The 21,047-nt window shown below is 60.4% G+C and carries 25 protein-coding genes; 3 read left to right on the top strand and 22 right to left on the bottom strand.

What is annotated here, in order from left to right; genetic code table 11:
* The first annotated feature begins 200 nt into the window (after positions 1–200).
* Positions 201–1,388, top strand: a complete 1,188-nt coding sequence (locus tag AACY18_RS14425) for an MFS transporter (RefSeq protein WP_339433617.1) — start codon at positions 201–203, stop codon at positions 1,386–1,388.
* 41 nt (positions 1,389–1,429) lie between these two features.
* Here AACY18_RS14425 and AACY18_RS14420 read toward each other — a convergent pair whose 3' ends face one another.
* From AACY18_RS14420 to ccmA, 12 genes are all read right to left on the bottom strand, one after another.
* The gene (locus AACY18_RS14420; protein ID WP_221731941.1) at positions 1,430–1,834 is read right to left on the bottom strand and encodes a type II toxin-antitoxin system HicB family antitoxin; all 405 of its coding nucleotides are present in this window, start codon (positions 1,832–1,834) and stop codon (positions 1,430–1,432) included.
* Positions 1,834–2,046: a type II toxin-antitoxin system HicA family toxin gene (locus AACY18_RS14415; RefSeq protein ID WP_221731942.1), complete on the bottom strand. Its 213-nt coding sequence runs from the start codon at positions 2,044–2,046 to the stop codon at positions 1,834–1,836. Before AACY18_RS14415 ends, AACY18_RS14420 begins: the two co-directional genes overlap by 1 nt.
* Before the next feature lie 154 nt (positions 2,047–2,200).
* Positions 2,201–2,605: a hypothetical protein gene (locus tag AACY18_RS14410; protein ID WP_339433616.1), complete on the bottom strand. Its 405-nt coding sequence runs from the start codon at positions 2,603–2,605 to the stop codon at positions 2,201–2,203.
* A gap of 25 nt (positions 2,606–2,630) precedes the next feature.
* Positions 2,631–3,833 (bottom strand): c-type cytochrome biogenesis protein CcmI, encoded by a 1,203-nt coding sequence (ccmI, locus tag AACY18_RS14405; protein ID WP_339433615.1) that lies wholly within the window; start codon positions 3,831–3,833, stop codon positions 2,631–2,633.
* Positions 3,830–4,300 carry a cytochrome c-type biogenesis protein gene (locus AACY18_RS14400; protein WP_339465216.1) on the bottom strand — a complete coding sequence of 157 codons (471 nt, stop codon included), beginning with the start codon at positions 4,298–4,300 and terminating at the stop codon, positions 3,830–3,832. Before AACY18_RS14400 ends, ccmI begins: the two co-directional genes overlap by 4 nt.
* A complete protein-coding gene (locus tag AACY18_RS14395) occupies positions 4,297–4,833 on the bottom strand; it encodes a DsbE family thiol:disulfide interchange protein (protein ID WP_339433614.1) in 537 nt (178 codons plus the stop codon). Before AACY18_RS14395 ends, AACY18_RS14400 begins: the two co-directional genes overlap by 4 nt.
* Complete coding sequence (locus AACY18_RS14390; protein ID WP_339433613.1) at positions 4,830–6,818, bottom strand: heme lyase CcmF/NrfE family subunit; 1,989 nt, start codon at positions 6,816–6,818, stop codon at positions 4,830–4,832. Before AACY18_RS14390 ends, AACY18_RS14395 begins: the two co-directional genes overlap by 4 nt.
* 3 nt (positions 6,819–6,821) lie before the next feature.
* On the bottom strand, positions 6,822–7,277 hold the full coding sequence (gene ccmE / locus AACY18_RS14385; protein WP_339433612.1) for a cytochrome c maturation protein CcmE: 456 nt from the start codon (positions 7,275–7,277) through the stop codon (positions 6,822–6,824).
* Complete coding sequence (gene ccmD, locus AACY18_RS14380; RefSeq protein ID WP_339465215.1) at positions 7,274–7,450, bottom strand: heme exporter protein CcmD; 177 nt, start codon at positions 7,448–7,450, stop codon at positions 7,274–7,276. The genes ccmE and ccmD overlap by 4 nt, the downstream gene beginning before the upstream one ends.
* Positions 7,447–8,202: a heme ABC transporter permease gene (locus AACY18_RS14375; RefSeq protein WP_221731949.1), complete on the bottom strand. Its 756-nt coding sequence runs from the start codon at positions 8,200–8,202 to the stop codon at positions 7,447–7,449. The genes ccmD and AACY18_RS14375 overlap by 4 nt, the downstream gene beginning before the upstream one ends.
* 98 nt (positions 8,203–8,300) lie before the next feature.
* Positions 8,301–8,969, bottom strand: coding sequence for a heme exporter protein CcmB (gene ccmB, locus AACY18_RS14370; RefSeq protein WP_339465214.1), 669 nt, complete (start codon positions 8,967–8,969; stop codon positions 8,301–8,303).
* On the bottom strand, positions 8,966–9,601 hold the full coding sequence (gene ccmA, locus AACY18_RS14365; RefSeq protein ID WP_339433611.1) for a cytochrome c biogenesis heme-transporting ATPase CcmA: 636 nt from the start codon (positions 9,599–9,601) through the stop codon (positions 8,966–8,968). The genes ccmB and ccmA overlap by 4 nt, the downstream gene beginning before the upstream one ends.
* 197 nt (positions 9,602–9,798) lie before the next feature.
* On the opposite strand from ccmA, the gene fliK reads away from it, so the two are divergent.
* Together fliK and AACY18_RS14355 are read left to right on the top strand one after the other, a co-directional pair.
* Positions 9,799–11,373: a flagellar hook-length control protein FliK gene (gene fliK / locus AACY18_RS14360; protein ID WP_339465213.1), complete on the top strand. Its 1,575-nt coding sequence runs from the start codon at positions 9,799–9,801 to the stop codon at positions 11,371–11,373.
* Entirely contained in the window at positions 11,370–11,699 is a 330-nt protein-coding gene (locus tag AACY18_RS14355; protein ID WP_339465212.1) for an EscU/YscU/HrcU family type III secretion system export apparatus switch protein, read from the top strand. The genes fliK and AACY18_RS14355 overlap by 4 nt, the downstream gene beginning before the upstream one ends.
* A 117-nt stretch (positions 11,700–11,816) precedes the next feature.
* Here AACY18_RS14355 and AACY18_RS14350 read toward each other — a convergent pair whose 3' ends face one another.
* From AACY18_RS14350 to AACY18_RS14305, 10 genes are all read right to left on the bottom strand, one after another.
* Positions 11,817–12,212 carry a DUF2802 domain-containing protein gene (locus AACY18_RS14350; protein WP_339433597.1) on the bottom strand — a complete coding sequence of 132 codons (396 nt, stop codon included), beginning with the start codon at positions 12,210–12,212 and terminating at the stop codon, positions 11,817–11,819.
* Entirely contained in the window at positions 12,213–12,698 is a 486-nt protein-coding gene (locus AACY18_RS14345; protein ID WP_095050193.1) for a chemotaxis protein CheW, read from the bottom strand.
* Positions 12,699–12,788: 90 nt separating this feature from the next.
* A complete protein-coding gene (locus AACY18_RS14340; RefSeq protein WP_339433596.1) occupies positions 12,789–13,733 on the bottom strand; it encodes a CheW domain-containing protein in 945 nt (314 codons plus the stop codon).
* Positions 13,734–13,735: 2 nt separating this feature from the next.
* Positions 13,736–14,524, bottom strand: coding sequence for a ParA family protein (locus AACY18_RS14335; RefSeq protein ID WP_339433595.1), 789 nt, complete (start codon positions 14,522–14,524; stop codon positions 13,736–13,738).
* 43 nt (positions 14,525–14,567) lie between these two features.
* Positions 14,568–15,458 (bottom strand): flagellar motor protein MotD, encoded by an 891-nt coding sequence (gene motD / locus AACY18_RS14330; RefSeq protein ID WP_339433594.1) that lies wholly within the window; start codon positions 15,456–15,458, stop codon positions 14,568–14,570.
* 12 nt (positions 15,459–15,470) lie between these two features.
* On the bottom strand, positions 15,471–16,211 hold the full coding sequence (locus AACY18_RS14325; protein WP_339433593.1) for a flagellar motor protein: 741 nt from the start codon (positions 16,209–16,211) through the stop codon (positions 15,471–15,473).
* Positions 16,211–17,344, bottom strand: a complete 1,134-nt coding sequence (locus AACY18_RS14320) for a protein-glutamate methylesterase/protein-glutamine glutaminase (RefSeq protein WP_339433592.1) — start codon at positions 17,342–17,344, stop codon at positions 16,211–16,213. The genes AACY18_RS14325 and AACY18_RS14320 overlap by 1 nt, the downstream gene beginning before the upstream one ends.
* Positions 17,345–17,393: 49 nt before the next feature.
* Positions 17,394–19,667, bottom strand: a complete 2,274-nt coding sequence (locus AACY18_RS14315) for a chemotaxis protein CheA (RefSeq protein WP_339465211.1) — start codon at positions 19,665–19,667, stop codon at positions 17,394–17,396.
* A 54-nt stretch (positions 19,668–19,721) separates the two neighbouring features.
* Complete coding sequence (locus AACY18_RS14310) at positions 19,722–20,510, bottom strand: protein phosphatase CheZ (RefSeq protein WP_339465209.1); 789 nt, start codon at positions 20,508–20,510, stop codon at positions 19,722–19,724.
* Between the two features lie 18 nt (positions 20,511–20,528).
* Positions 20,529–20,900 carry a chemotaxis response regulator CheY gene (locus AACY18_RS14305; RefSeq protein WP_221731959.1) on the bottom strand — a complete coding sequence of 124 codons (372 nt, stop codon included), beginning with the start codon at positions 20,898–20,900 and terminating at the stop codon, positions 20,529–20,531.
* Positions 20,901–21,047 lie beyond the last annotated feature (147 nt).

Genomic DNA, 21,047 nt, shown 5'->3' with positions numbered 1-21,047 from the left:
ACGCACGCTACTGAAGAAGATGTAGCTGAATGTATCATCGACGCTCAATGGTCGAACGCAAGGTTCACCGAGGTGGTAACCACCTGACTGCAGCCATTCATTGCTCAAAGAAATAATCGATATCAACCGAAGGCCTCTTCTGCCAATACGATTTGTCCCATAGCCTCTGCGCATTCCCTTTCGCTGGATCGAGAAACCTTATGACCACCGCCACTCACGCAATGACCCGAGGTATGGTGCTGCTGTTCGCCTTCTGCTGCGGCGCCATCGTTGCCAACATCTACTACGCCCAGCCGATCATCGGCCTGATTGCGCCGGACCTTGGCCTCTCCGACACCATGGCCAGCTTCATCGTCTCGCTGACGCAAATCGGTTATGCGCTGGGCCTGTTCTTTCTGGTGCCGCTGGGCGATCTGCTGGAAAACCGTCGGTTGATGATCATCACCACGGTGGTGGCGATTGCCAGCCTGCTCGGCGCCGCATTTACCGATCAGCCCAACGTGTTTTTGCTGATCTCGCTGCTCGTGGGTTTCAGTTCCGTGTCGGTACAGATCCTGATTCCGCTGGCCGCGCATCTGGCGCCGGAGGAATCTCGCGGGCGCGTCGTCGGCGCAATCATGGGTGGTCTGCTGCTGGGTATCCTGCTGGCGCGGCCGGTGTCGAGCGTGGTTGCCGATCATTTCGGCTGGCGGGCGATGTTCATGATTGCGGCAGCATTGATGGCGGCGATCAGCGTGGTGCTGGCACTGACCGTGCCCAAGCGCCAACCGGATCACAGCGCCTCTTACGGGCAACTGCTCGGTTCGCTGTGGACGCTGCTGCGCCAACAACCGGTGCTGCGTCAGCGCGCGTTTTATCAGGGGTGCATGTTTGCCACGTTCAGCCTGTTCTGGACAGCGGTACCACTTGAGTTGGCGCGCAACCACGGCCTGTCACAAAGCGAGATCGCGATCTTCGCCCTGGTCGGCGCCATCGGTGCCATCGCCGCCCCCATCAGCGGACGCCTGGCCGACGCTGGCCACACTCGCATCGCTTCGCTGCTGGCGATGCTGTTCGCCAGCCTGAGCTTCCTGCCCGCCTTCATCCACCCGGCCTACAGCGTGATCGGCCTGGCCGTGACCGGCGTGGTATTGGACTTCTGCGTACAGATGAACATGGTGCTTGGCCAGCGTGCGGTGTACTCGCTGGACGCGAAAAGCCGTGGTCGCTTGAACGCGCTGTACATGACCAGCATCTTCATCGGCGGCGCCTTCGGCTCGTCGGTCGCCAGCGCGGTGTTCGAGCATGGCGGCTGGTTGTGGATCGTGATTGTTGGCAGTGCGTTTCCATTGTTGGCGTTGTTGCGTTTTTTGGGTGCATCGCAACGGCGATCGCTGGCGACTGCGTAACACGTAAAAAGCATCGCAGGCCAACTGGCCCGCGATGCTTTTCAATACCTGACCAGCTTCTCCATCGCCGCATCCGCCAGAAAGGAGGAGCGGCTTTTGACGTTGTGTTCGCGCACATAGCGGTCGATTCGCTGAATCACATAACCGGGCAGGGTCACGTTGACCTTCTCGGTCTTGCCCAGGTATGGCGAGATATCCAGCTCCAGCATGCCCCAGCCCATCCCGGCGAACTCCGGATTGTTGCGATGCGCCGCAGCAGAGGTCGGCATCGGAATCGCCTCTCCGTCCGCCGCAATCTCCTGCAACATGATGTGGGCGATTTCAACGGCTGCATTGTAGGCATCTTCAAAGCTATCCCCTGCCGTCACGGCGCCGGGAATATCGGGGATCTGAATACCGATGGCGGTGTTCTCATCGCCCCACTCGATGCAGATTGGATATTGCATTATGGATCTCCTTCGAAACTGGCTGGCGGGTTGTACAACCCGGCACGCCTCCTGATGCTTTTGACCGTCCCCAACGGCAAATCCTTTTTCGGGTGAGGAACGGGAATCGTGTATGGGTTGTAGCGGTGCCTGAAGAGGTGATGACTGCCGGTAATCCTGTCCAGCGTCCAACCCGCCTCCTCCAGCTCCTTGATCAATAACCTGCTCTGCACCAACCGCCTCCTTGCCCTGGCCCATTAAAAGTAACCCTAGAGTTATCTTTACTCAAGCACAGAAATCCAAAGAGCGACGTCCGGTTGTTTTACAGAGTGTGATTGATTGCAGCCACAGACAGCACAACGGCGATCCAGGGATCGCCGTTTTTCATCACTGCCCGAACTGCTTGCCCAGCCCCGGTGGCACGCCGTGGATGTCGGTGTCTTCCCATGGGCCGTTGGGGCTGATCGAGCGGCTCCAGCCGTTGTTCCAGCGATAGTAGGTGCGCTGGCGGTAGAACGTGTCGGACTGGTCGTCAAGCACATAAACGCCGAGTTTCTGATCCCAATGGCTGTTGCCGCCCGGTGGCGGGGCGAAGCTGGCCGAGGTGCGCGGGACAGGTTTGGCCGGTTTGGCCGGAATGCTTTTGCCCGGTATCGGCGAGGTCGAAGGGGTCGGGCTGGGTTGTGACGGCGGAATCGGCGGCAGGTGGGTGGTCCGTTCCGGTCGTTGCACCGCACATGCACTCAAGCCCAGGGCCAATGTGAGAACCGTGATTCGGGCGATGGTGTGCATAGCGGTGCTTTCCTGTGTTGCCCGGTTACTTGTCCGGGCTGTCGATGGTCAGTTTTTGCAGCGCGGTGGTGCTGCTGGCCAGCGGGCCGCTGCGGCCAACCCACTCACCGGCGGTCGGCTGACCGGCACGGGAGATGCGCGCAACCAGTTGGACTTCAGGGAAGTTCGACAGTTTCAACTGCGGCATCATGGCGTCGGCATCGCCCAGTTCGACCGTGACCGGCAGATCGGCCACGGTCAGGCGCTTGGCCGCCAGCGGTGCCGGTGGCCCGGACGTGGCGCGGGCGAAAATGAACACGCTGTCGCCCGGTTGCACCTTGTCTTTGAGTTCATTAGCCACATCGACGCGTACCTTAAGCCGTGCGGCAGGCTTGGCAGCCGGTGCCTGGGCAACCTTGCCGCCGCTGGCTTGCAGGCGCTCGGCGGCACGTTCGATCCCGCCTTGCAGCGCTTCGCGGGATTTGTCGCTCGCAGGCAATTGCGCCAGCAAACGGTTCCAGTAGTCGATGGCCTCCTGATAACGCTCGCCTTCGAACGCGGCGATGCCGAGCAGACCAAGGCTGGTGACTTCCTTTGGATCGGCCTTCAGCGCTTCATCGGTCAGGGCCTGGATCTTGCTCGACCATTTTTTGCCATCGGCGAAATACTGCGCCTGCGCCCACTGGCCGAGCAGTTCCGGTTGGCGACCAGCGAGATTGGCGGCACGTTCAAACATCTTCGCCGCGTCCGCCGGACGCTCCTGAGCCATGTAGGTACGACCCAAGAAATACAGACCTTCAGCAGAATCCGGTTGTGCCGCAACGGCACGTTCCAGACGCAGGGTCATTTCTTCCATCGACTGCGGTGCCTGGGCGAATTCGCGGGTCAATTCGACCTTGTCGGCGGCGCCGAAGTGCAGGTACAGGGCCAAACCCAACACTGGCACCAACACGGCGGCCAGCAGCGGCAGCGGTTTACCCAGTTTCGAGACACGCGGCGCGGTAACGCCTTCGGTGTCGGCGAGCAATTCACGCGCGGCTTCGGCGCGGCCGCTGTCCATTTGCGCGGCATCCAGCACACCTTCGGCCTGCTGCGATTGCAACTCGGCGACACGTTCCTGATACAACGCAACGTTGAGGGCAGTACGATCCTCTTCACGCTGGGCGCGGCGTTCACGCAATACAGGGATCAGCAGAAAACTCAGGGCGACCAGAAGCAACAGCCCTGCGGCAAGCCAGAAATCAATCATTCTTGGTTTTTATCCAACAGTTGGTCGAGGCGCTGACGCTCTTCGGTAGACAGCGATTGCGGGGTGTCGGCGCGTTGTGCGCGACGGCGGCGGACGATCACCGCGATCACCACGAAACCACCGAGCAGCAGGCCGGCCGGGCCGAACCACAGCAGCGCGGTCTTGGCGTTGAGTGCGGGTTTGTAGCGGACGAAATCGCCGTAGCGATCCACCATGAAATCGATGATCTGCTGGTTGTCCTTGCCCTCGCCGAGCATGCGGAAAATCTCTTTGCGCAGGTCAGCGGCAATCGGTGCATTGGAATCGGCGATGTCCTGGTTCTGGCATTTGGGGCAACGCAGTTCCTTGGTCAGTTCGCGGAAACGTTCGCGATCACCTTCCTTGGCGAACTCGTAGGTGTCGATCGCGGCATGGGCCACACCGACCAGGTTCAAGCCCAACACAATAGCCGCTAAAAAACGCTTCATGGCTTGGCCTCATCGACCAGCGCCTGATACTTGGCCGCGAGTTTTTCGCGCCAGACCTGTTCGTCGATCACACCGACGTACTTGTCGCGGATGATGCCCTTGGCGTCGATGAAGAAGGTTTCCGGCGCGCCGTAGACACCGAGGTTCAGCCCCAGCGAGCCTTCGTCGTCACGGATGTCCAGTTGATACGGATTGTGGAATTCGGCCAGCCACTTCAAGGCATCGGCGTTGACGTCCTTGTAGTTGATCCCGTAGATCAACACGCCACGCTCGGCGAGTTTGTTCAGCACCGGATGCTCGACCCGGCAGGAAATGCACCAGGTGCCCCAGACGTTAACCAACGCCGGTTTGCCGAGGATGTCAGCCTTGGTCAGGGTCTTGTCGCCCTGAACCGCCGGCAGCGAAAACTCCGGGAACGGCTTGTTGATCATCGCCGACGGCAGCTCTGCCGGATCGAGGTACAGACCGCGATACAGAAACACCGCCACCAGCAGGAAAAGCGCCAGGGGTACCAGCATCAACCAACGTCTCATGCAGCCGCTCCCGTCATGCCCAGCGCTTCACGCACTTTGGATTTCACCTTGACCCGATAACGTCGATCCAGCGCCGCGAGCAATCCGCCCAGACCGGTCAGCAGACCGCCGAACCAGATCCAGCGCACGAACGGTTTGACGTGAACCCGTACCGCCCACGCGCCGTTTTCCAGCGGCTCACCGAGGGCGACGTAGAGGTCACGGGTGAAACCGGCGTCAATCCCGGCTTCGGTCATCATCGAACTCTGTACGGTGTACAGGCGTTTTTCCGGGTGCAATACACTGACTTCCTTGCCGTCGCGGATCACCCGAATGGTGCCTCTGTCGGAGGTGAAATTCGGCCCTTCGAAGTGTTTGGCGCCTTCGAAGACGAAGTGATAACCGGCCAGATCCATCGATTCGCCCGGCGCCAGACGCAGGTCGCGTTCGGCACTGTTCTGGCTCGACAACACCACGCCCAGCGCGCAAACGGCGATGCCGAGGTGGGCGATCTGCATGCCCCAATAACTGCGGGTCAGGGTCGGCAGACCTTTGATCAGACCTTTGTGGCGAGTCTTGTCGAAAATATCGCGCACGCCGGCAAGCAACACCCACGCGGCGAGCAGGAAGGTTGCGATAACGGCCCAGTTGAAATCGCCGTAAGCGACACCGGCGACCACCGCCAGCGCGACGCTGCCCAGCAACACCGGGGTCAGCATGCTTGCCAGCCATTTCACCGGGGTGTCTTTCCAACGGACGATCACGCCAACCGCCATCACCATCATCAACAACGCCATCAATGGAATGAACAGCGCGTTGAAGTACGGCGGGCCGACCGACAGTTTGGCGCCGCTGATGGCATCAAGAATCAGCGGGTACAACGTGCCGAGCAGAATCATCGACGCTGCCACAACCAATACCAGATTGTTGCCCAGCAGCAGGGTTTCCCGCGACCACAGGTTAAAGCCGACCTGGCTCTTGACCACCGGCGCGCGCAACGCAAACAGCGTCAGCGAACCGCCGACCACGAACAGCAGGAAAATCAGGATGAACACGCCGCGCTCCGGGTCGGAGGCGAACGCATGTACCGAAGTCAGCACGCCGGAACGCACGAGGAAGGTACCGAGCAGGCTCAACGAGAACGCAGCAATCGCCAGCAACACGGTCCAGCTCTTGAACACACCACGTTTTTCCGTGACCGCCAGCGAGTGAATCAACGCGGTGCCGACCAGCCAGGGCATGAACGAGGCGTTTTCCACCGGATCCCAGAACCACCAGCCGCCCCAGCCGAGTTCGTAGTAGGCCCACCACGAACCGAGCGTGATGCCGATGCCGAGGAAGGCCCAGGCGACGATGGTCCATGGCCGCGACCAACGCGCCCACGCGGCATCGAGACGCCCCCCCAGCAGTGCGGCGATGGCGAAGGCAAAGGCTACCGAGAAACCGACATAACCCATGTACAGCATCGGCGGATGGACGATCAGGCCGATGTCTTGCAGCAATGGATTGAGGTCGCGACCGTCCGCCGGAATTTGCGGCAGGATGCGCGAGAACGGGTTCGACGTCAGGATCAGAAACAGCAGGAAACCGGTGCTGATCATGCCCATCACCGCCAATACGCGGGCGAGCATGACTTGTGGCAACTGGCGGGAAAATACCGACACGGCGAAGGTCCAGCCGCCTAGGATCAGCGCCCACAACAGCAACGAACCTTCGTGGGCGCCCCACACGGCGCTGAATTTGTAGTACCACGGCAAGGCGCTGTTGGAGTTCATCGCAACGTAGGCCACGGAGAAGTCGTCGGTCATGAAGGCGTAGGTCAGGCAGCCGAAGGCAAACACCAGAAACGCGAACTGCCCCCACGCCGCCGGTTGGGCCAGGCCCATCCACAAACGGTCGCCGCGCCAGGCACCGAACAGCGGCACCACGGCCTGCACCAGCGCAAAACACAGCGCCAGAATCATCGCCAGATGACCCAACTCAGGAATAAAAATCGCCGAAGTCATCGATCAACCCTCCTTCGCTTGAGTCGGCGCGGATTGACCGCTGTCTTTCAACGCTTTGGTTACTTCCGGCGGCATGTACTTCTCGTCGTGCTTGGCCAGCACTTCATCGGCGACGACCACGCCATCGGCGTTGATCTTGCCCAGGGCCACGATGCCCTGCCCTTCGCGGAACAGATCCGGGAGGATGCCGCGATAGGTGATGGTCACGGCTTTGTTGAAGTCGGTGACGACGAATTTGACGTCCAGCGAGTCCGGCGAACGTTGCAGCGAGCCCTTCTCGACCATGCCGCCGGCACGGATGCGCGTGTCGTGCGGTGCTTCGCCGTTGGCGATCTGGGTCGGGGTGTAAAACAGATTGATGTTCTGCTGCAGGGCGCTCAAGGCCAGGCCGACGGCAGCGCCGACCCCGACCAGAATGGCCAGAATGATGATCAGACGTTTTTTGCGCAGCGGATTCACTTGCCGTTCTCCCGGCGCAGACGACGCGCCTCTTGTTGCAAATAGTGCTTGCGGGCCGCGATGGGCTTCACCACGTTGTAGATCAGCACCGCCAGACAGATGCCGTAGGCCGACCAGACATACAGGCCATGATGGCCCATGGCGAGGAAATCGCCGAATGAAGCAAAAATCATCGCGAGGCCTCCAGACTGTTCTGCACTTCTTCTTTAACCCAACTGGCGCGGGCTTCACGTTTGAGCACTTCAAGGCGCATGCGCAGCAACAGCACGGCGCCGAAGAAGCAGTAGAAACCCAGCACCGTCAGCAGCAGCGGCAGCCACATCTCGGCCGGCATCGCCGGTTTTTCGGTGAGGGTGAAGGTCGCGCCCTGGTGCAGGGTGTTCCACCACTCCACCGAGTACTTGATGATCGGGATGTTGATCACGCCGACGATGGCCAGCACCGCGCAGGCCTTGGCGGCGCTGTCGCGGTTGCTGATCGCATTGCCCAATGCGATCACGCCGAAATACAGGAACAGCAGAATCAGCATTGAAGTCAGCCGCGCATCCCAGACCCACCACGACCCCCAGGTCGGTTTACCCCAGATCGCCCCGGTCACCAGCGCCACGGCAGTCATCCACGCGCCGATCGGAGCGGCGCATTGCAGGGCGACGTCGGCCAGTTTCATCTTCCACACCAGCCCGACCACACCGCACACCGCCAGCATCACGTAGATCGACTGAGCGAGCATCGCAGCGGGCACGTGGATATAGATGATGCGAAAGCTGTTGCCTTGCTGATAGTCCGGCGGCGCGAAGGCCAAGCCCCAGACCACGCCGACGCCAATCAGCAGCAACGCTGCGATGCTCAGCCACGGCAGCAACTTGCTGCTGATGCCGTAAAACCACTTGGGCGAGCCGAGCTTGTGAAACCAGGTCCAGTTCATACTGTTTCCATCACGGGTGCCGCTCATCGTCGCGAGCTGGCAAAGGGTCATGCTTTTTCTTTAAAAAAAAGCGATCAAAAAATGATCAGACCTCATTATTATTCGCCGACGCTGATCTTCAGGCCAGCAGCTATTGCAAACGGTGTCAGGGTGATCGCCAGGGCGGTCAGGCTACCCAGCCACAGCAGATACCCGGTCGCCGGCATGCCTTGCAACGCCGCCTGCAAGGCGCCACTGCCGAGGATCAATACCGGGATGTACAACGGCAGAATCAGCAGCGCCAGCAACAGGCCGCCACGCTTCAAACCGACCGTCAGTGCCGCGCCCACCGCACCGAGCAAGCTCAGCACCGGTGTGCCCAGCAACAACGAAAGCAACAAAACCGGCAGACACGCGGCAGGTAAACCCAGCATCAACGCCAGTAAGGGCGAGAGCAGAACCAGTGCCAGACCGGAGAAAAGCCAGTGTGCCAGCACCTTGGCCAAGACCAGAAGTGATAGCGGGTGCGACGAAAGGACCCACTGCTCAAGGGAGCCGTCTTCGAAGTCACTGCGAAACAGCCCGTCCAGCGAGAGCAGGACCGACAAAAGCGCCGCCACCCAGACTAACCCCGGGGACAGGTTTTGCAACACTTGAGTTTCCGGGCCGACGGCCAGCGGGAACAACGCGATGACGATGGCGAAGAAAATCAGCGGATTGGCCAGTTCCGCCGGGCGGCGAAACAGCAGTCGGGATTCACGGGCAACCAGCAGGCCAAACACACTCATACAGCCCAGTTCCCCAGATCGATGTCGCGATAACCGGCCGGCATCCGGCTCAGTGTGTGGTGTGTGGTCAATACAACGAGGCCTCCGCGTTCGCAGTGGCTCGCCAGATGCGCTTCGAGTTGCGCCACGCCCTGCTTGTCGAGGGCGGTGAAGGGTTCGTCGAGAATCCACAGTGGTGGGCTGTCGAGATACAACCGCGCCAGCGCCACGCGGCGTTGTTGCCCGGCGGAAAGCGTGTGACAGGGAACATCTTCGAATCCGCGCAATCCTACGGCTGCCAGCGCTTGCCAGATCGACTCGCGTTCGGCGGGTTGATGCAGGGCGCAAAGCCAGGACAGATTTTCTTCCGGGGTCAGCAGATCCTTGATTCCGGCGGCGTGGCCGATCCACAACAGGTTGCGCGCCAGTTCGGCCGGCTGTTCGGTCAGGGGCTGACCGTTGAGCAACACCTGGCCGCTGGTCGGCTGCATCAAACCGGACAACAACCGCAAAAGACTGGTTTTACCGCTGCCGTTGGGCCCGCTGATCTGCACCATATCGCCACTGGCCAGCCTCAATTCGAGATTTTCGAAAAGCAGCCGCAGATCACGTTCACACGCGAGGGCAACAGTTTGCAGGACAGGACTGGTCAAGGGATCACGGGCCTTATACGGTTCAAGTCGGCTCTGGCACGGCCGTTAAAGAGATGCAGCATAGATGCATTGACGGCTCGATCTAGAGAGCTGCGTCAAACAATTGCTATGTTTTTTGAACGAAGCGCAAGACGGGCGGCATTATACATGCCGTGCCTTACTCTCAAGAGTGCAATTTCCTCAGGTTGTGTCCGCGTATGACAGGCGAAATGAACATCCTCCCGCTCCCGCCAACCACCCCGGCGAATGCTCGCCCGCAGGTGGGTGAGTTGCTCAAACTGCTGACCCCGGTCGAAGGCTTGATCGGTGCCGGCCAGAGCGCCAAGGCCGAGGTGTTATCGCTCAAACAGGCGGATCAGACCTTTCAACTGCTGCTCAAGGTGACCCTCGACAGCGGTCGGCAAACCACCGTGCAAGCGACCAGCAACCTGCCGTTGGCGCAAGGCACCAGCCTGGCGATCACTCAGCCGTCGGCGGGCAATCTGGCGATTACCGTGCAGCAGGCGATTGCCAGCAGCGTCGCCACCCTCACCCGCATCGATACCGCGCAATTGCCGGTCGGCACATTGCTACAGGGCAAAGTGGTGACTTCGCAGGCGTTGCCGCAGCCACCGGGGCAAGCGACGGTTTTTCGTTCGATGGTCAGCCTGCTCAATACCGCGCTAAGCGGCAGCACGTTGACCGTCGACAGCCCACAGCCGCTGCGCATCGGCACCTTGCTTTCGGCACGGGTACAGGATTCCCAAACCCTTACATTCGTACCGCTGAGCAGTCGTCAGGAGCAATTGGCGGTGAGCCAGCAACTGGTCGGTCAGCAAAGCCGCCAAGGTTCGCTGGATGGATTGTTGAAGGTGCTGCAAAGCCTGCCGCCAGCCACCGATCAGACGTCGGCGGATGTGCGCGCCGCCGTCAACAAACTGCTCGCCGGCCTGCCGGATGTGCAGCAAATGAGCACGGCCAAAGGCGTTGCCTTGGCGCTGGCCAACAGCGGCGCGTTCCTCGAAGCGAAACTGCTGACCGGACAAACCCCGACGCTGGCTCCGGACATGAAAGCCGATCTGCTCAAGCTGATCGCGCAACTGACGCCTGGGTTGCCGAGCAGCACCAGTTTCAACGCTATCCTCGCCGCCAACACACTGGCGCAAGCGCTGCCGAGCTTCGTGCGCAACGCCCTCGGCACCCTCGGCCAGGTCAGTGCCAAACCGGTGCCCGGCGGCTTTCCGCTGCCCGACCGCTTGCTGCAAAGCCTGGAAGGCGAAGGCGATCTGGAGCATCTGTTGCGCCTGGCGGCCGCTGCGGTTTCACGCCTGCAAAGCCATCAGTTGTCGAGCCTGGAACAGACTGGCGTCACCGATGACGGGCGCCTGCTCAGCACCTGGCAACTGGAAATCCCCATGCGCAACCTGCAGGACATCGTGCCGCTGCAGGTCAAGTTCCAGCGCGAAGAGGCGCCGGAAAAAGAGCCTCAATCCAACGAGCGCCGCGACGAACGCGAACCCAGGCAACAATTGTGGCGCGTCGATCTGGCGTTCGACATGGAACCGCTGGGGCCCATGCAGATTCAGGCGCAGTTGATCAGTGGCAGCCTGTCGAGTCAGCTCTGGGCCGAACGTCCTTACACCGCTGACCTGATCGAAAACAATCTGGCCGCGCTACGCCAGCGCCTGCTGGATCGCGGCTTGAATGTCGGCGATCTCGACTGCCACCACGGCACCCCGCCGCAAGGCAACCAAACCCGTCTCGAACACCGCTGGGTTGATGAAACTGCATGAACGACGCTACCGCTCCACGCCAGGCCATCGCCCTCAAATACGACGGCAACCACGCTCCGACCCTCACCGCCAAGGGTGACGAGGAACTGGCCGAAGAAATCCTGCGCATTGCCCGCGACTGCGAAGTGCCGATTTATGAAAACGCTGAACTGGTGCGCTTGCTGGCGCGCATGGAACTGGGCGACAGCATTCCCGAAGAGCTGTATCGCACCATTGCCGAGATCATCGCGTTTGCGTGGAACCTGAAGGGGAAATTCCCCGAGGGGCATGATCCGGATGCGCCGATGGTCGAGAAGGATGTCACCGAACGAGGGGATGATGATTAAGGCCTAAAAGCAAAAAATCGCAGCTTCGCCAGCGCCTACATTGGAATGAGTTTCCCTGTAGGCGCTGTCGAAGGCTGCGATCTTTTGATATTGCTTGCCGCTCGAAACTCGAAACTTCTAGCTGCTCTTGTGCAACTTGCGCATCAACTCCGCCTCAGCCTGGGTCAAGCCACAGGACTGAGTCAGCTCATCGACGCTCGCGCCCATGCCCACCAGTTTCGCCGCCTGGGCGAACGATAGGCTGGAAGGGTCGCGCTGTTCCAACTGAACAATCTTGTCCGGCAAAGGACCGACGACCGCGCGCAACTCGTGCAGGGCTTCACCCATGCGCACGTTGCCGTTCTGGTAATCATCGACACGCTTGGCCAGCTCTTTGATGCGCTGATCACGCAGCGCATCGCCCTGAGCCTGTTGTGCCGCGATAACCTTTTGCGCCTTGATGTACGCCAGAAACATTGCCAGCGTGCCTGCCCAGAAAAGGAACAGGACAATGACCGCCACCTCGAGAATCAATCAGATGCTCTCCAGTTCCGACCATTCTTCTTCGCTCATCATCTTGTCCAGCTCGACCAGGATCAGCAACTCGTTGTTCTTGTTGCACACGCCCTGGATGAACTTGGCCGATTCTTCGTTACCGACGTTCGGTGCGGTTTCGATTTCCGACTGACGCAGGTAAACCACTTCGGCCACGCTGTCGACCATGATGCCAACCACTTGCTTGTCGGCTTCGATGATGACGATACGGGTGTTGTCGCTGATCTCGCCGGTGCTCAGGCCGAAGCGCTGGCGGGTGTCGATCACGGTGACCACGTTACCGCGCAGGTTGATGATGCCCAGCACGTAGCTGGGTGCACCCGGCACCGGAGCGATCTCGGTGTAACGCAGGACTTCCTGAACGCGCATCACGTTGATGCCGTAGGTTTCGTTGTCCAGTTTGAAGGTCACCCATTGCAGGATCGGATCTTCAGAACCTTTTGCATTCGTCGCCTGACTACTCATACCCTGACCCCTCGAAAAAACCGCACTGGGCGGTGTGTGTTCTGTGTGGTGGCATTCAACAATGCCATCGCCTACTTGTTATGTCGGCTGCTATGTCGGTTTATGTAGGGGCTTGTTGCCGCCCAATTGCTTTGCCCCGCCGCTGGCGATCAACTCGGCCAGCGCGGAAACGTCAAGCAATGCACACATGTGCTCAATCACCGTGCCGGCGAGCCATGGCCGCTGACCCCGGTGACTTCTCCATTTGATTTCATTCGGGTCCAGACGCAACGAGCGACTGACCTGATGCACCGCCAGGCCCCACTCGTAACCTTGTACCGAAATCACGTACTGCAAGCCCTGACGGAAATCATCGCGATAGCGATCCGGCATGACCCACCGCGCGGTATCGAGAACTTTCAGGTTTCCAGCCTGACTCGGCAGGATCCCGAGAAACCATTCTGGCTGACCGAACAGCGGCGTCAGCTCGTGACCGGCCAGCGAATAGATCGAACCGAGGCACACCAGCGGCACCGCCAGCGTCAATCCGGCAACGTCGAACAGCAAACATTCGAAAGCTTCCGATGCCCACGCTGGACGGCCGTCGGTTTCCACCGGTGGCGGTGTGTTGCTCGGCGGCAGATGCACTTCAACCAGTGGCGGGACCAGCGTCTGTTCGACGGGTGCAGGGACGACCGGTGCAGGCTCGATCACTGCCGGTTCTGGCGCGGTCTTGAGCAATTGGGTTTGCAGCAGCGGTGCCAACGTCGAAACCGAGGCGCGAACCGGTTCGGCTTCTTCGATCAACGCCACTGGCGCCTTGGCGACGGGTGCGACGGCAGGCACGGCCACAGGCGCAACAGCTTTTTGTGCATCACGCGCCTGCTCTTCCAGTACCGCCGCCTGAAATTCATCCAGCGCTTCAGCGCTTTCAATCACCTCAGGCTGCGCCGCCACCTGCGCCGGCAATTCGTCGGGAATTTCCTCCAACAAACTGTCCAGATAAGACTGCAAAGCCAACTGCGGCTTGGACGTCAACTTCAGCGGCCGATTCATGCTCAGGCCACCTGCGGAACAAGTTGTTGCGCCAGCAGATGCTTGAGCAACGCGCGGTAGGCCAGCACGCCACGGCTCTTGCCGTCGAATTGCGACGGCGTGACACCGGCACGGCTGGCATCGCGCAGACGCGTATCGACCGGGATGTAACCCTGCCAGATCTCGTCCGGAAATTTGTCGCGCAGTACGCGCAAGGTGCCCAGCGACGCCTGGGTGCGGCGGTCAAACAGGGTCGGCACGATGCTGAACGGCAGCGCCTGTTTGCGCGAGCGGTTGATCATTGCCAGGGTGTTGACCATGCGTTCCAGGCCTTTGACCGCCAGATGCTCGGTCTGCACCGGAATCACCAGTTGCTGGCTCGCCGCGAGGGCGTTGACCATCAGCACGCCGAGCAACGGTGGGCTGTCGATCACGGCGTAATCGAAATCCTGCCACAACTGCGCCAGACTCTTGGCGATCACCAGCCCCAGACCACTCTGCCCCGGCGACTGACGCTCAAGGGTCGCGAGTGCGGTGCTCGATGGCAGCAGGGAAATACGTTCGTCGCTGGTCGACAGCAGCAACTGCCCCGGCAGGCCTTGCGGCACGCTGCCCTTGTGCAGAAATAGATCGTAGTTGCTGTGTTCCAGGCTGTCGGGGTCATAGCCGAAATAGCTGGTCATCGAGCCGTGCGGGTCGAGATCGACCACAACCACGCGCTTGCCCGCCTCGGCCAGCAACCCGGCTAAAGCGATGGAAGATGTGGTTTTACCAACACCACCCTTTTGATTGGCGACTGCCCAGACTCTCATTCGGTTCGTTCCTCCCGGCCGATATGCTCGACCGAGACATAGCTCAGCGTGTTAATGCGGGCGACGGAGAATTGACGGCACTCTCGCGTCCCGGCGTCTTGACCACGGTCGGTGCAGTTTGTGTGCCAGCACGCTTGAGTGCGGCATCCGGTTTGGCGTTGGCCGTTCCGGTGCCCGTAAGGCTGCGACGCACATCGAGATTTCGCGACACCACCAGCACCACACGACGGTTTTTCGCTCGGCCTTCGGCCGTGGCGTTGTTGGCTACCGGCTGGAATTGGCCGTAACCCACCGACGCCAGGCGACCGGGGTTCACGCCCTGCATCGCCAACATACGCACGATGCTCGCCGAGCGCGCCGAAGACAGCTCCCAGTTGGTTGGGTACTGCGCAGTGCGAATCGGCTGGTCGTCAGTAAAACCTTCGACGTGGATCGGGTTGTCGAACGGTTTGAGGATCGCCGCGACCTTGTCGATGATGTTGAAGGCGACGTCACTCGGCATGGCGTCACCGCTGCCGAACAACAGGCTGGAATTGAGTTCGATCTCGACCCACAACTCGTTACCGCGCACGGTCATCTGGTTGGAGGCGATCAAGTCGCCGAACGCGGCGCTGATGTCATCGGCGATGCTTTTCAGCGGATCACTGGCACCGGCGATACCGGCGTCGACCTGATCGGCATCCTTGACCAACGGCTTGGCCGGGGTCACGGTCTTGGGTCGTTCGTCGCCAATCGGAATCGGCTTGAGCGAGCGGTCGGAGTCGGTGAAGACGCCGATCAGCGCTTCGGAAATGACCTTGTACTTGCCTTCATTGATCGACGAGATCGAGTACATCACCACGAAGAACGCGAACAGCAAGGTGATGAAGTCCGCGTAGGACACGAGCCAGCGCTCGTGGTTGACGTGTTCTTCCTGGTGGCGACGACGAGCCATGAGGTCAGTCCCTTAATCCATGAAGCCTTGCAGCTTCAACTCAATGGAGCGAGGGTTTTCACCTTCGGCGATCGACAGGATCCCTTCCAACAACATTTCGCGATAACGCGACTGCCGCAACGCGATTGACTTCAGTTTGGCCGCCACCGGCAGCAGGATCAGGTTGGCGCTGGCCACACCATAAATGGTGGCGACAAAAGCCACGGCGATGCCGCTACCCAATTGCGTCGGATCGGCAAGGTTGCCCATGACATGAATCAGGCCCATTACCGCACCGATGATGCCGATGGTCGGCGCGTAGCCGCCCATGCTTTCAAAGACTTTGGCCGCTTCGACGTCGCGCGCTTCCTGGGTGTAGAAATCCACTTCAAGAATGCTGCGGATCGCTTCCGGCTCGGCACCGTCGACCAGCAGTTGCAGGCCTTTGCGCGAGTAGCTGTCGGGTTCGGCGTCGGCCACGCCTTCCAGCCCCAGCAAACCTTCCTTGCGCGCAGTGAGGCTCCAGTTGACCACCCGATCAATGCCGCCCGCCAGGTCGACTCGCGGCGGAAAGAAGATCCAGGCGAGGATCTGCATCGCGCGTTTGAACGCGCTCATCGGTGATTGCAGCAGCGCAGCACCGATGGTGCCGCCCAGTACGATCAGTGCCGCCGGGCCGTTGGCCAGCGCACCGAGGTGACCACCTTCAAGGTAGTTACCGCCGATGATGGCGACGAACGCCATGATGATCCCGATAAGGCTTAGAACATCCATCAGATACACGCCTCGACGATGTGCTTGCCGATATCGTCCAGACCGTACACCGCGTCAGCGAGATCGGCTTTGACGATGGCCATCGGCATGCCGTAGATCACGCAACTGGCTTCGTCTTGCGCCCACACGGAGCTACCGCCCTGCTTGAGCAGACGCGCGCCCTCACGGCCGTCGGCGCCCATGCCGGTCAGTACCACCGCCAGAACTTTGTCACCGTAGGATTTCGCGGCAGAACCGAAAGTAATGTCCACGCACGGCTTGTAATTCAGGCGCTCGTCGCCCGGGAGGATTTTCACCGCACCACGGCCGTCGATCATCATTTGCTTGCCACCCGGCGCCAGCAACGCGAGGCCCGGACGCAGGATGTCGCCATCCTCGGCTTCCTTGACGCTGATGCGGCAAAGCTTGTCGAGTCGCTCGGCGAACGCCTTGGTGAACGCCGCCGGCATGTGCTGGATCAAGACAATCGGTGCCGGGAAGTTGGCCGGCAATTGCGTCAAGACGCGTTGCAGGGCAACCGGGCCGCCAGTCGACGTACCGATGGCAACCAGTTTGTAGGCCTTGCGTTTCGGCGCGGGCGACGATGCGCTGGCGGCCGAAGTGCGGGTGGGCGCCGGAGCAGGTGCCGGACGAGCCGCAGCGCTGCTGTGGCTGCTGAAGCTCGACGCCGCTGGCGTGGGTGTCGGCGCAGGCGCAGCCACCGGAGCCGGTGCGCTATAGCCACTGAAACGACGATTACTGCGCGAGATGCTGTGCACCTTCTCGCACAGCAGTTGCTTGACCTTCTCCGGATTGCGGGAGATGTCTTCGAAATTCTTCGGCAGGAAATCCACCGCGCCGGCATCCAGCGCATCCAGGGTGACCCGGGCGCCTTCGTGTGTCAGCGAGGAGAACATCAAGACCGGGGTCGGACAGCGCTGCATGATATGCCGCACAGCCGTGATGCCATCCATCATCGGCATCTCGTAGTCCATGGTGATCACGTCTGGCTTGAGGGCCAGGGCCTGATCGATCGCCTCTTTACCGTTGGTTGCCGTGCCGACAACCTGGATGCTCGGATCCGCAGAAAGAATTTCCGAGACGCGGCGGCGGAAAAAACCCGAATCGTCCACCACCAGGACTTTGACTGCCATAAACACTCCATTAGGTGCAGCGGGACGTTATCGCCCCGCTGCCCCGGATTCAAATACGCCGTGCGGCGTAACGCTTGAGCATGCTTGGAACATCGAGAATCAGTGCAATGCGGCCGTCACCGGTGATGGTGGCGCCGGACATGCCCGGAGTGCCCTGCAGCATTTTGCCCAATGGCTTGATGACCACTTCTTCCTGGCCGACCAGTTGATCGACGACGAAGCCGATCCGCTGAGTGCCCACCGAAAGGATCACCACATGGCCTTCGCGCTGCTCTTCGTGAGCGGCGGAGCTGACCAGCCAGCGCTTGAGGTAGAACAATGGCAGCGCCTTGTCCCGCACGATCACCACTTCCTGGCCGTCCACGACGTTGGTCGTCGACAGGTCGAGGTGGAAGATTTCGTTGACGTTGACCAACGGGAACGCGAACGCCTGATTGCCGAGCATCACCATCAGGGTCGGCATGATCGCAAGCGTCAGCGGTACCTTGATGACAATCTTCGAGCCCTGGCCCTTGGTCGAGTAGATGTTGATCGAACCGTTGAGCTGGGAAATCTTGGTCTTCACCACGTCCATGCCGACACCGCGGCCGGACACATCGGAGATCTCGGTCTTGGTCGAGAAGCCCGGGGCGAAGATCAGGTTGTAGCACTCGCTATCGCTCAGGCGATCGGCCGCGTCCTTGTCCATCACACCGCGTTTTACCGCGATGGCACGCAGAACGTTCGGGTCCATGCCTTTGCCGTCATCGGAGATCGACAGAAGAATGTGATCGCCTTCCTGCTCGGCCGCCAGAACGACTTTGCCGCCCCGCGCCTTGCCTGAATCTTCACGTTCTTCCGGCGATTCGATACCGTGGTCGACCGCGTTGCGCACCAAGTGGACCAGCGGGTCGGCCAGAGCCTCGACAAGGTTTTTGTCCAGGTCGGTTTCTTCGCCGACCAGTTCCAGGTTGATCTCTTTCTTGAGCTGACGCGCCAGGTCTCGAACCAGGCGTGGGAAGCGCCCGAAGACCTTCTTGATCGGCTGCATCCGGGTTTTCATTACCGCGGTCTGCAAGTCAGCCGTCACCACGTCCAGGTTCGACACGGCTTTGGACATGGCTTCGTCACCACTGTTCAGACCCAGGCGCACCAGACGGTTACGCACCAGCACCAGTTCGCCGACCATGTTCATGATTTCGTCGAGACGCGCGGTGTCGACCCGCACAGTCGTCTCGGCTTCGCTCGCCGGTTTTTCCGGTGGCGGTGCTGCTGGAGCGCGGGCAGGCGCCGGTGCGGCAGCGGCAGCCGGTTTTGGCGTTTCGGCTTTTGGTTCAGGCTTGGCCGCAGGTTTGGGCGCAGCAGCGGCCGGGGCCTTGGCGGCTGGCGTGGCAACAGTCGAAGCGGAACCCGTAGCAGCGGTGCCGACTTCAGAGAACTTGCCTTTGCCATGCAATTCGTCGAGCAGCGATTCGAACTCGTGATCGCTGATCAGATCGCTGCCGGCAGCGGCGGCAGCCGGTGCGGCTGGCGCAGCAGGTGCCGAGGCAATCGCCGACTCCAGCGCATCAACGGCGAAATTGCCTTTGCCGTGCAACTGATCGAGCAACGCTTCGAATTCGTCATCGGTGATGTCCGAACTGTCGCCCGCCGCCGGTGCTGCCGGTGCTGCCGGAGCCGCCGCCGGTGCTACAGCGTCAGCCGCGAACTGGCCTTTACCGTGCAACTGATCGAGCAATGACTCGAACTCGGCATCGGTAATTTCATCGCTGGCGGCCGCATCGGCAGCTGGCGCAGGCGCAGCAGCCGCCGGGGCTTGGGCTTCAGCCTTGACGGCGTTCAGCGAGTCCAGCAGTTGTTCAAATTCGTTATCGGTGACGTCGCCCGAATCGCCTTCGACGACCAGGTCTTCGATCATCTCGGCCACGGGAGATGCCGGGGCTTCGTCCGCCGTTTGCGGCTCGGCCAGACGCGCCAGGGCGGCCAGCAGCTGCGGGGTGGCCGCCGTGATCGGTGCACGTTCGCGGACTTCGCTGAACATGCTGTTCACCGCGTCCAGTGCTTCGAGGACAACGTCCATCAGTTCTGCATCAACGCGCCGCTCACCCTTACGCAGGATGTCGAACACGTTTTCGGCGATGTGACAGCACTCCACCAGCTCGTTGAGCTGAAGGAAGCCGGCGCCCCCTTTTACAGTGTGGAAACCGCGAAAAATTGCATTGAGCAGATCTGCATCATCCGGACGGCTTTCCAGCTCGACCAGTTGTTCGGACAGTTGCTCAAGAATCTCGCCGGCCTCAACCAGGAAATCCTGAAGGATCTCTTCATCGGCGCCGAAGCTCATTAATGGGGTGCTCCTACAGGTCTAAAAACCCAAAAAACCTAAAATTCCAAAACTCTAGAACCCAAGGCTGGATAACAAATCGTCCACATCGTCCTGACCGGACACAACGTCTTCTCGTTTATCGGCATGAATCTGCGGACCTTCACCCTGCGAGAGATGTTTTTGTGGATCTTTTTCTGCAAGCATCGCCTCACGGTCATGTTCGATGCCCGCAAAGCGGTCCACCTGACTGGCCATGAGCACGAGTTTGAGCAAATTGCTTTCGACTTCGGTGACCAGTTGCGTCACACGCTTGATCACCTGACCGGTGAGGTCCTGGTAATCCTGGGCGAGGAGGATGTCGTTCAGATTGCCCGACACCGCACGGTTGTCCGTGCTGCTGCGCGACAGAAAACCGTCGACCCGGCGCGCCAGTTCACGGAACTCTTCAGCCCCGACCTCGCGACGCATGAAGCGGCCCCAATCGGTGCTCAGCGCCTGGGCTTCTTCAGCCAGGCCATTGACCAGCGGCGTGGCGCTTTCCACCAGATCCATGGTGCGGTTGGCCGCGGCTTCTGTCAGCTTGACCACATAGCCCAGACGCTCGGTGGCGTCGGTGATTTGCGACACTTCCTCAGCCTGCGGCATGTGCGGATCGATCTGAAAGTTGACAATCGCACTGTGCAGTTCGCGCGTGAGCTTGCCCACTTCCTGATACAGGCCGCGGTCACGGGTCTGATTGAGCTCATGGATCAGTTGCACAGCGTCGCCGAACCTGCCTTTTTCAAGGCTTTCGACCAGTTCGACCGCGTGTTTTTTCAGGGTCGACTCGAAATCGCCCTGTGAAGATTCGTTATGCTCCATAGCTCCCCCGCGCGTTCATCAGCCGATGCGTTCGAAAATCTTCTCGATTTTTTCTTTCAACGCCTGGGCCGTGAAAGGTTTGACCACGTAGCCGTTAACACCGGCCTGGGCCGCTTCGATGATCTGTTCGCGCTTGGCTTCAGCGGTCACCATCAGCACGGGCAGGTGCTTGAGTTTTTCATCGGCACGCACGTGGCGCAGCAGGTCGATACCGGTCATGCCCGGCATGTTCCAGTCCGTTACCAGAAAGTCGATGTTTCCGCTGTTGAGTACCGGAATGGCGGTAATGCCATCGTCGGCCTCGACGGTGTTGGTGAACCCCAGATCACGCAGCAGGTTCTTGATGATCCGCCGCATCGTTGAGAAGTCATCAACGATGAGGATTTTCATGTTTTTGTCCAATTCGACCTCCAAGCAGTCTTAAACGCGCCCAGCACCTGGACGCGCCATTTCAATCATTCCGGCGTAGCACTCGAAGACTGTCTGGAACACAACGGAGCAAGACCGGTGCCGCTCATCACCGCACCGGCCTCGTTC

The sequence above is a fragment of the Pseudomonas sp. EA_65y_Pfl2_P74 genome (assembly GCF_963970575.1).
In the GTDB taxonomy this organism is placed as follows: Bacteria; Pseudomonadota; Gammaproteobacteria; order Pseudomonadales; family Pseudomonadaceae; genus Aquipseudomonas; species Aquipseudomonas baetica_A.
Note: the sequence above shows the minus strand (reverse complement) of the source record. Positions and strands in the feature narration are given on the sequence as shown.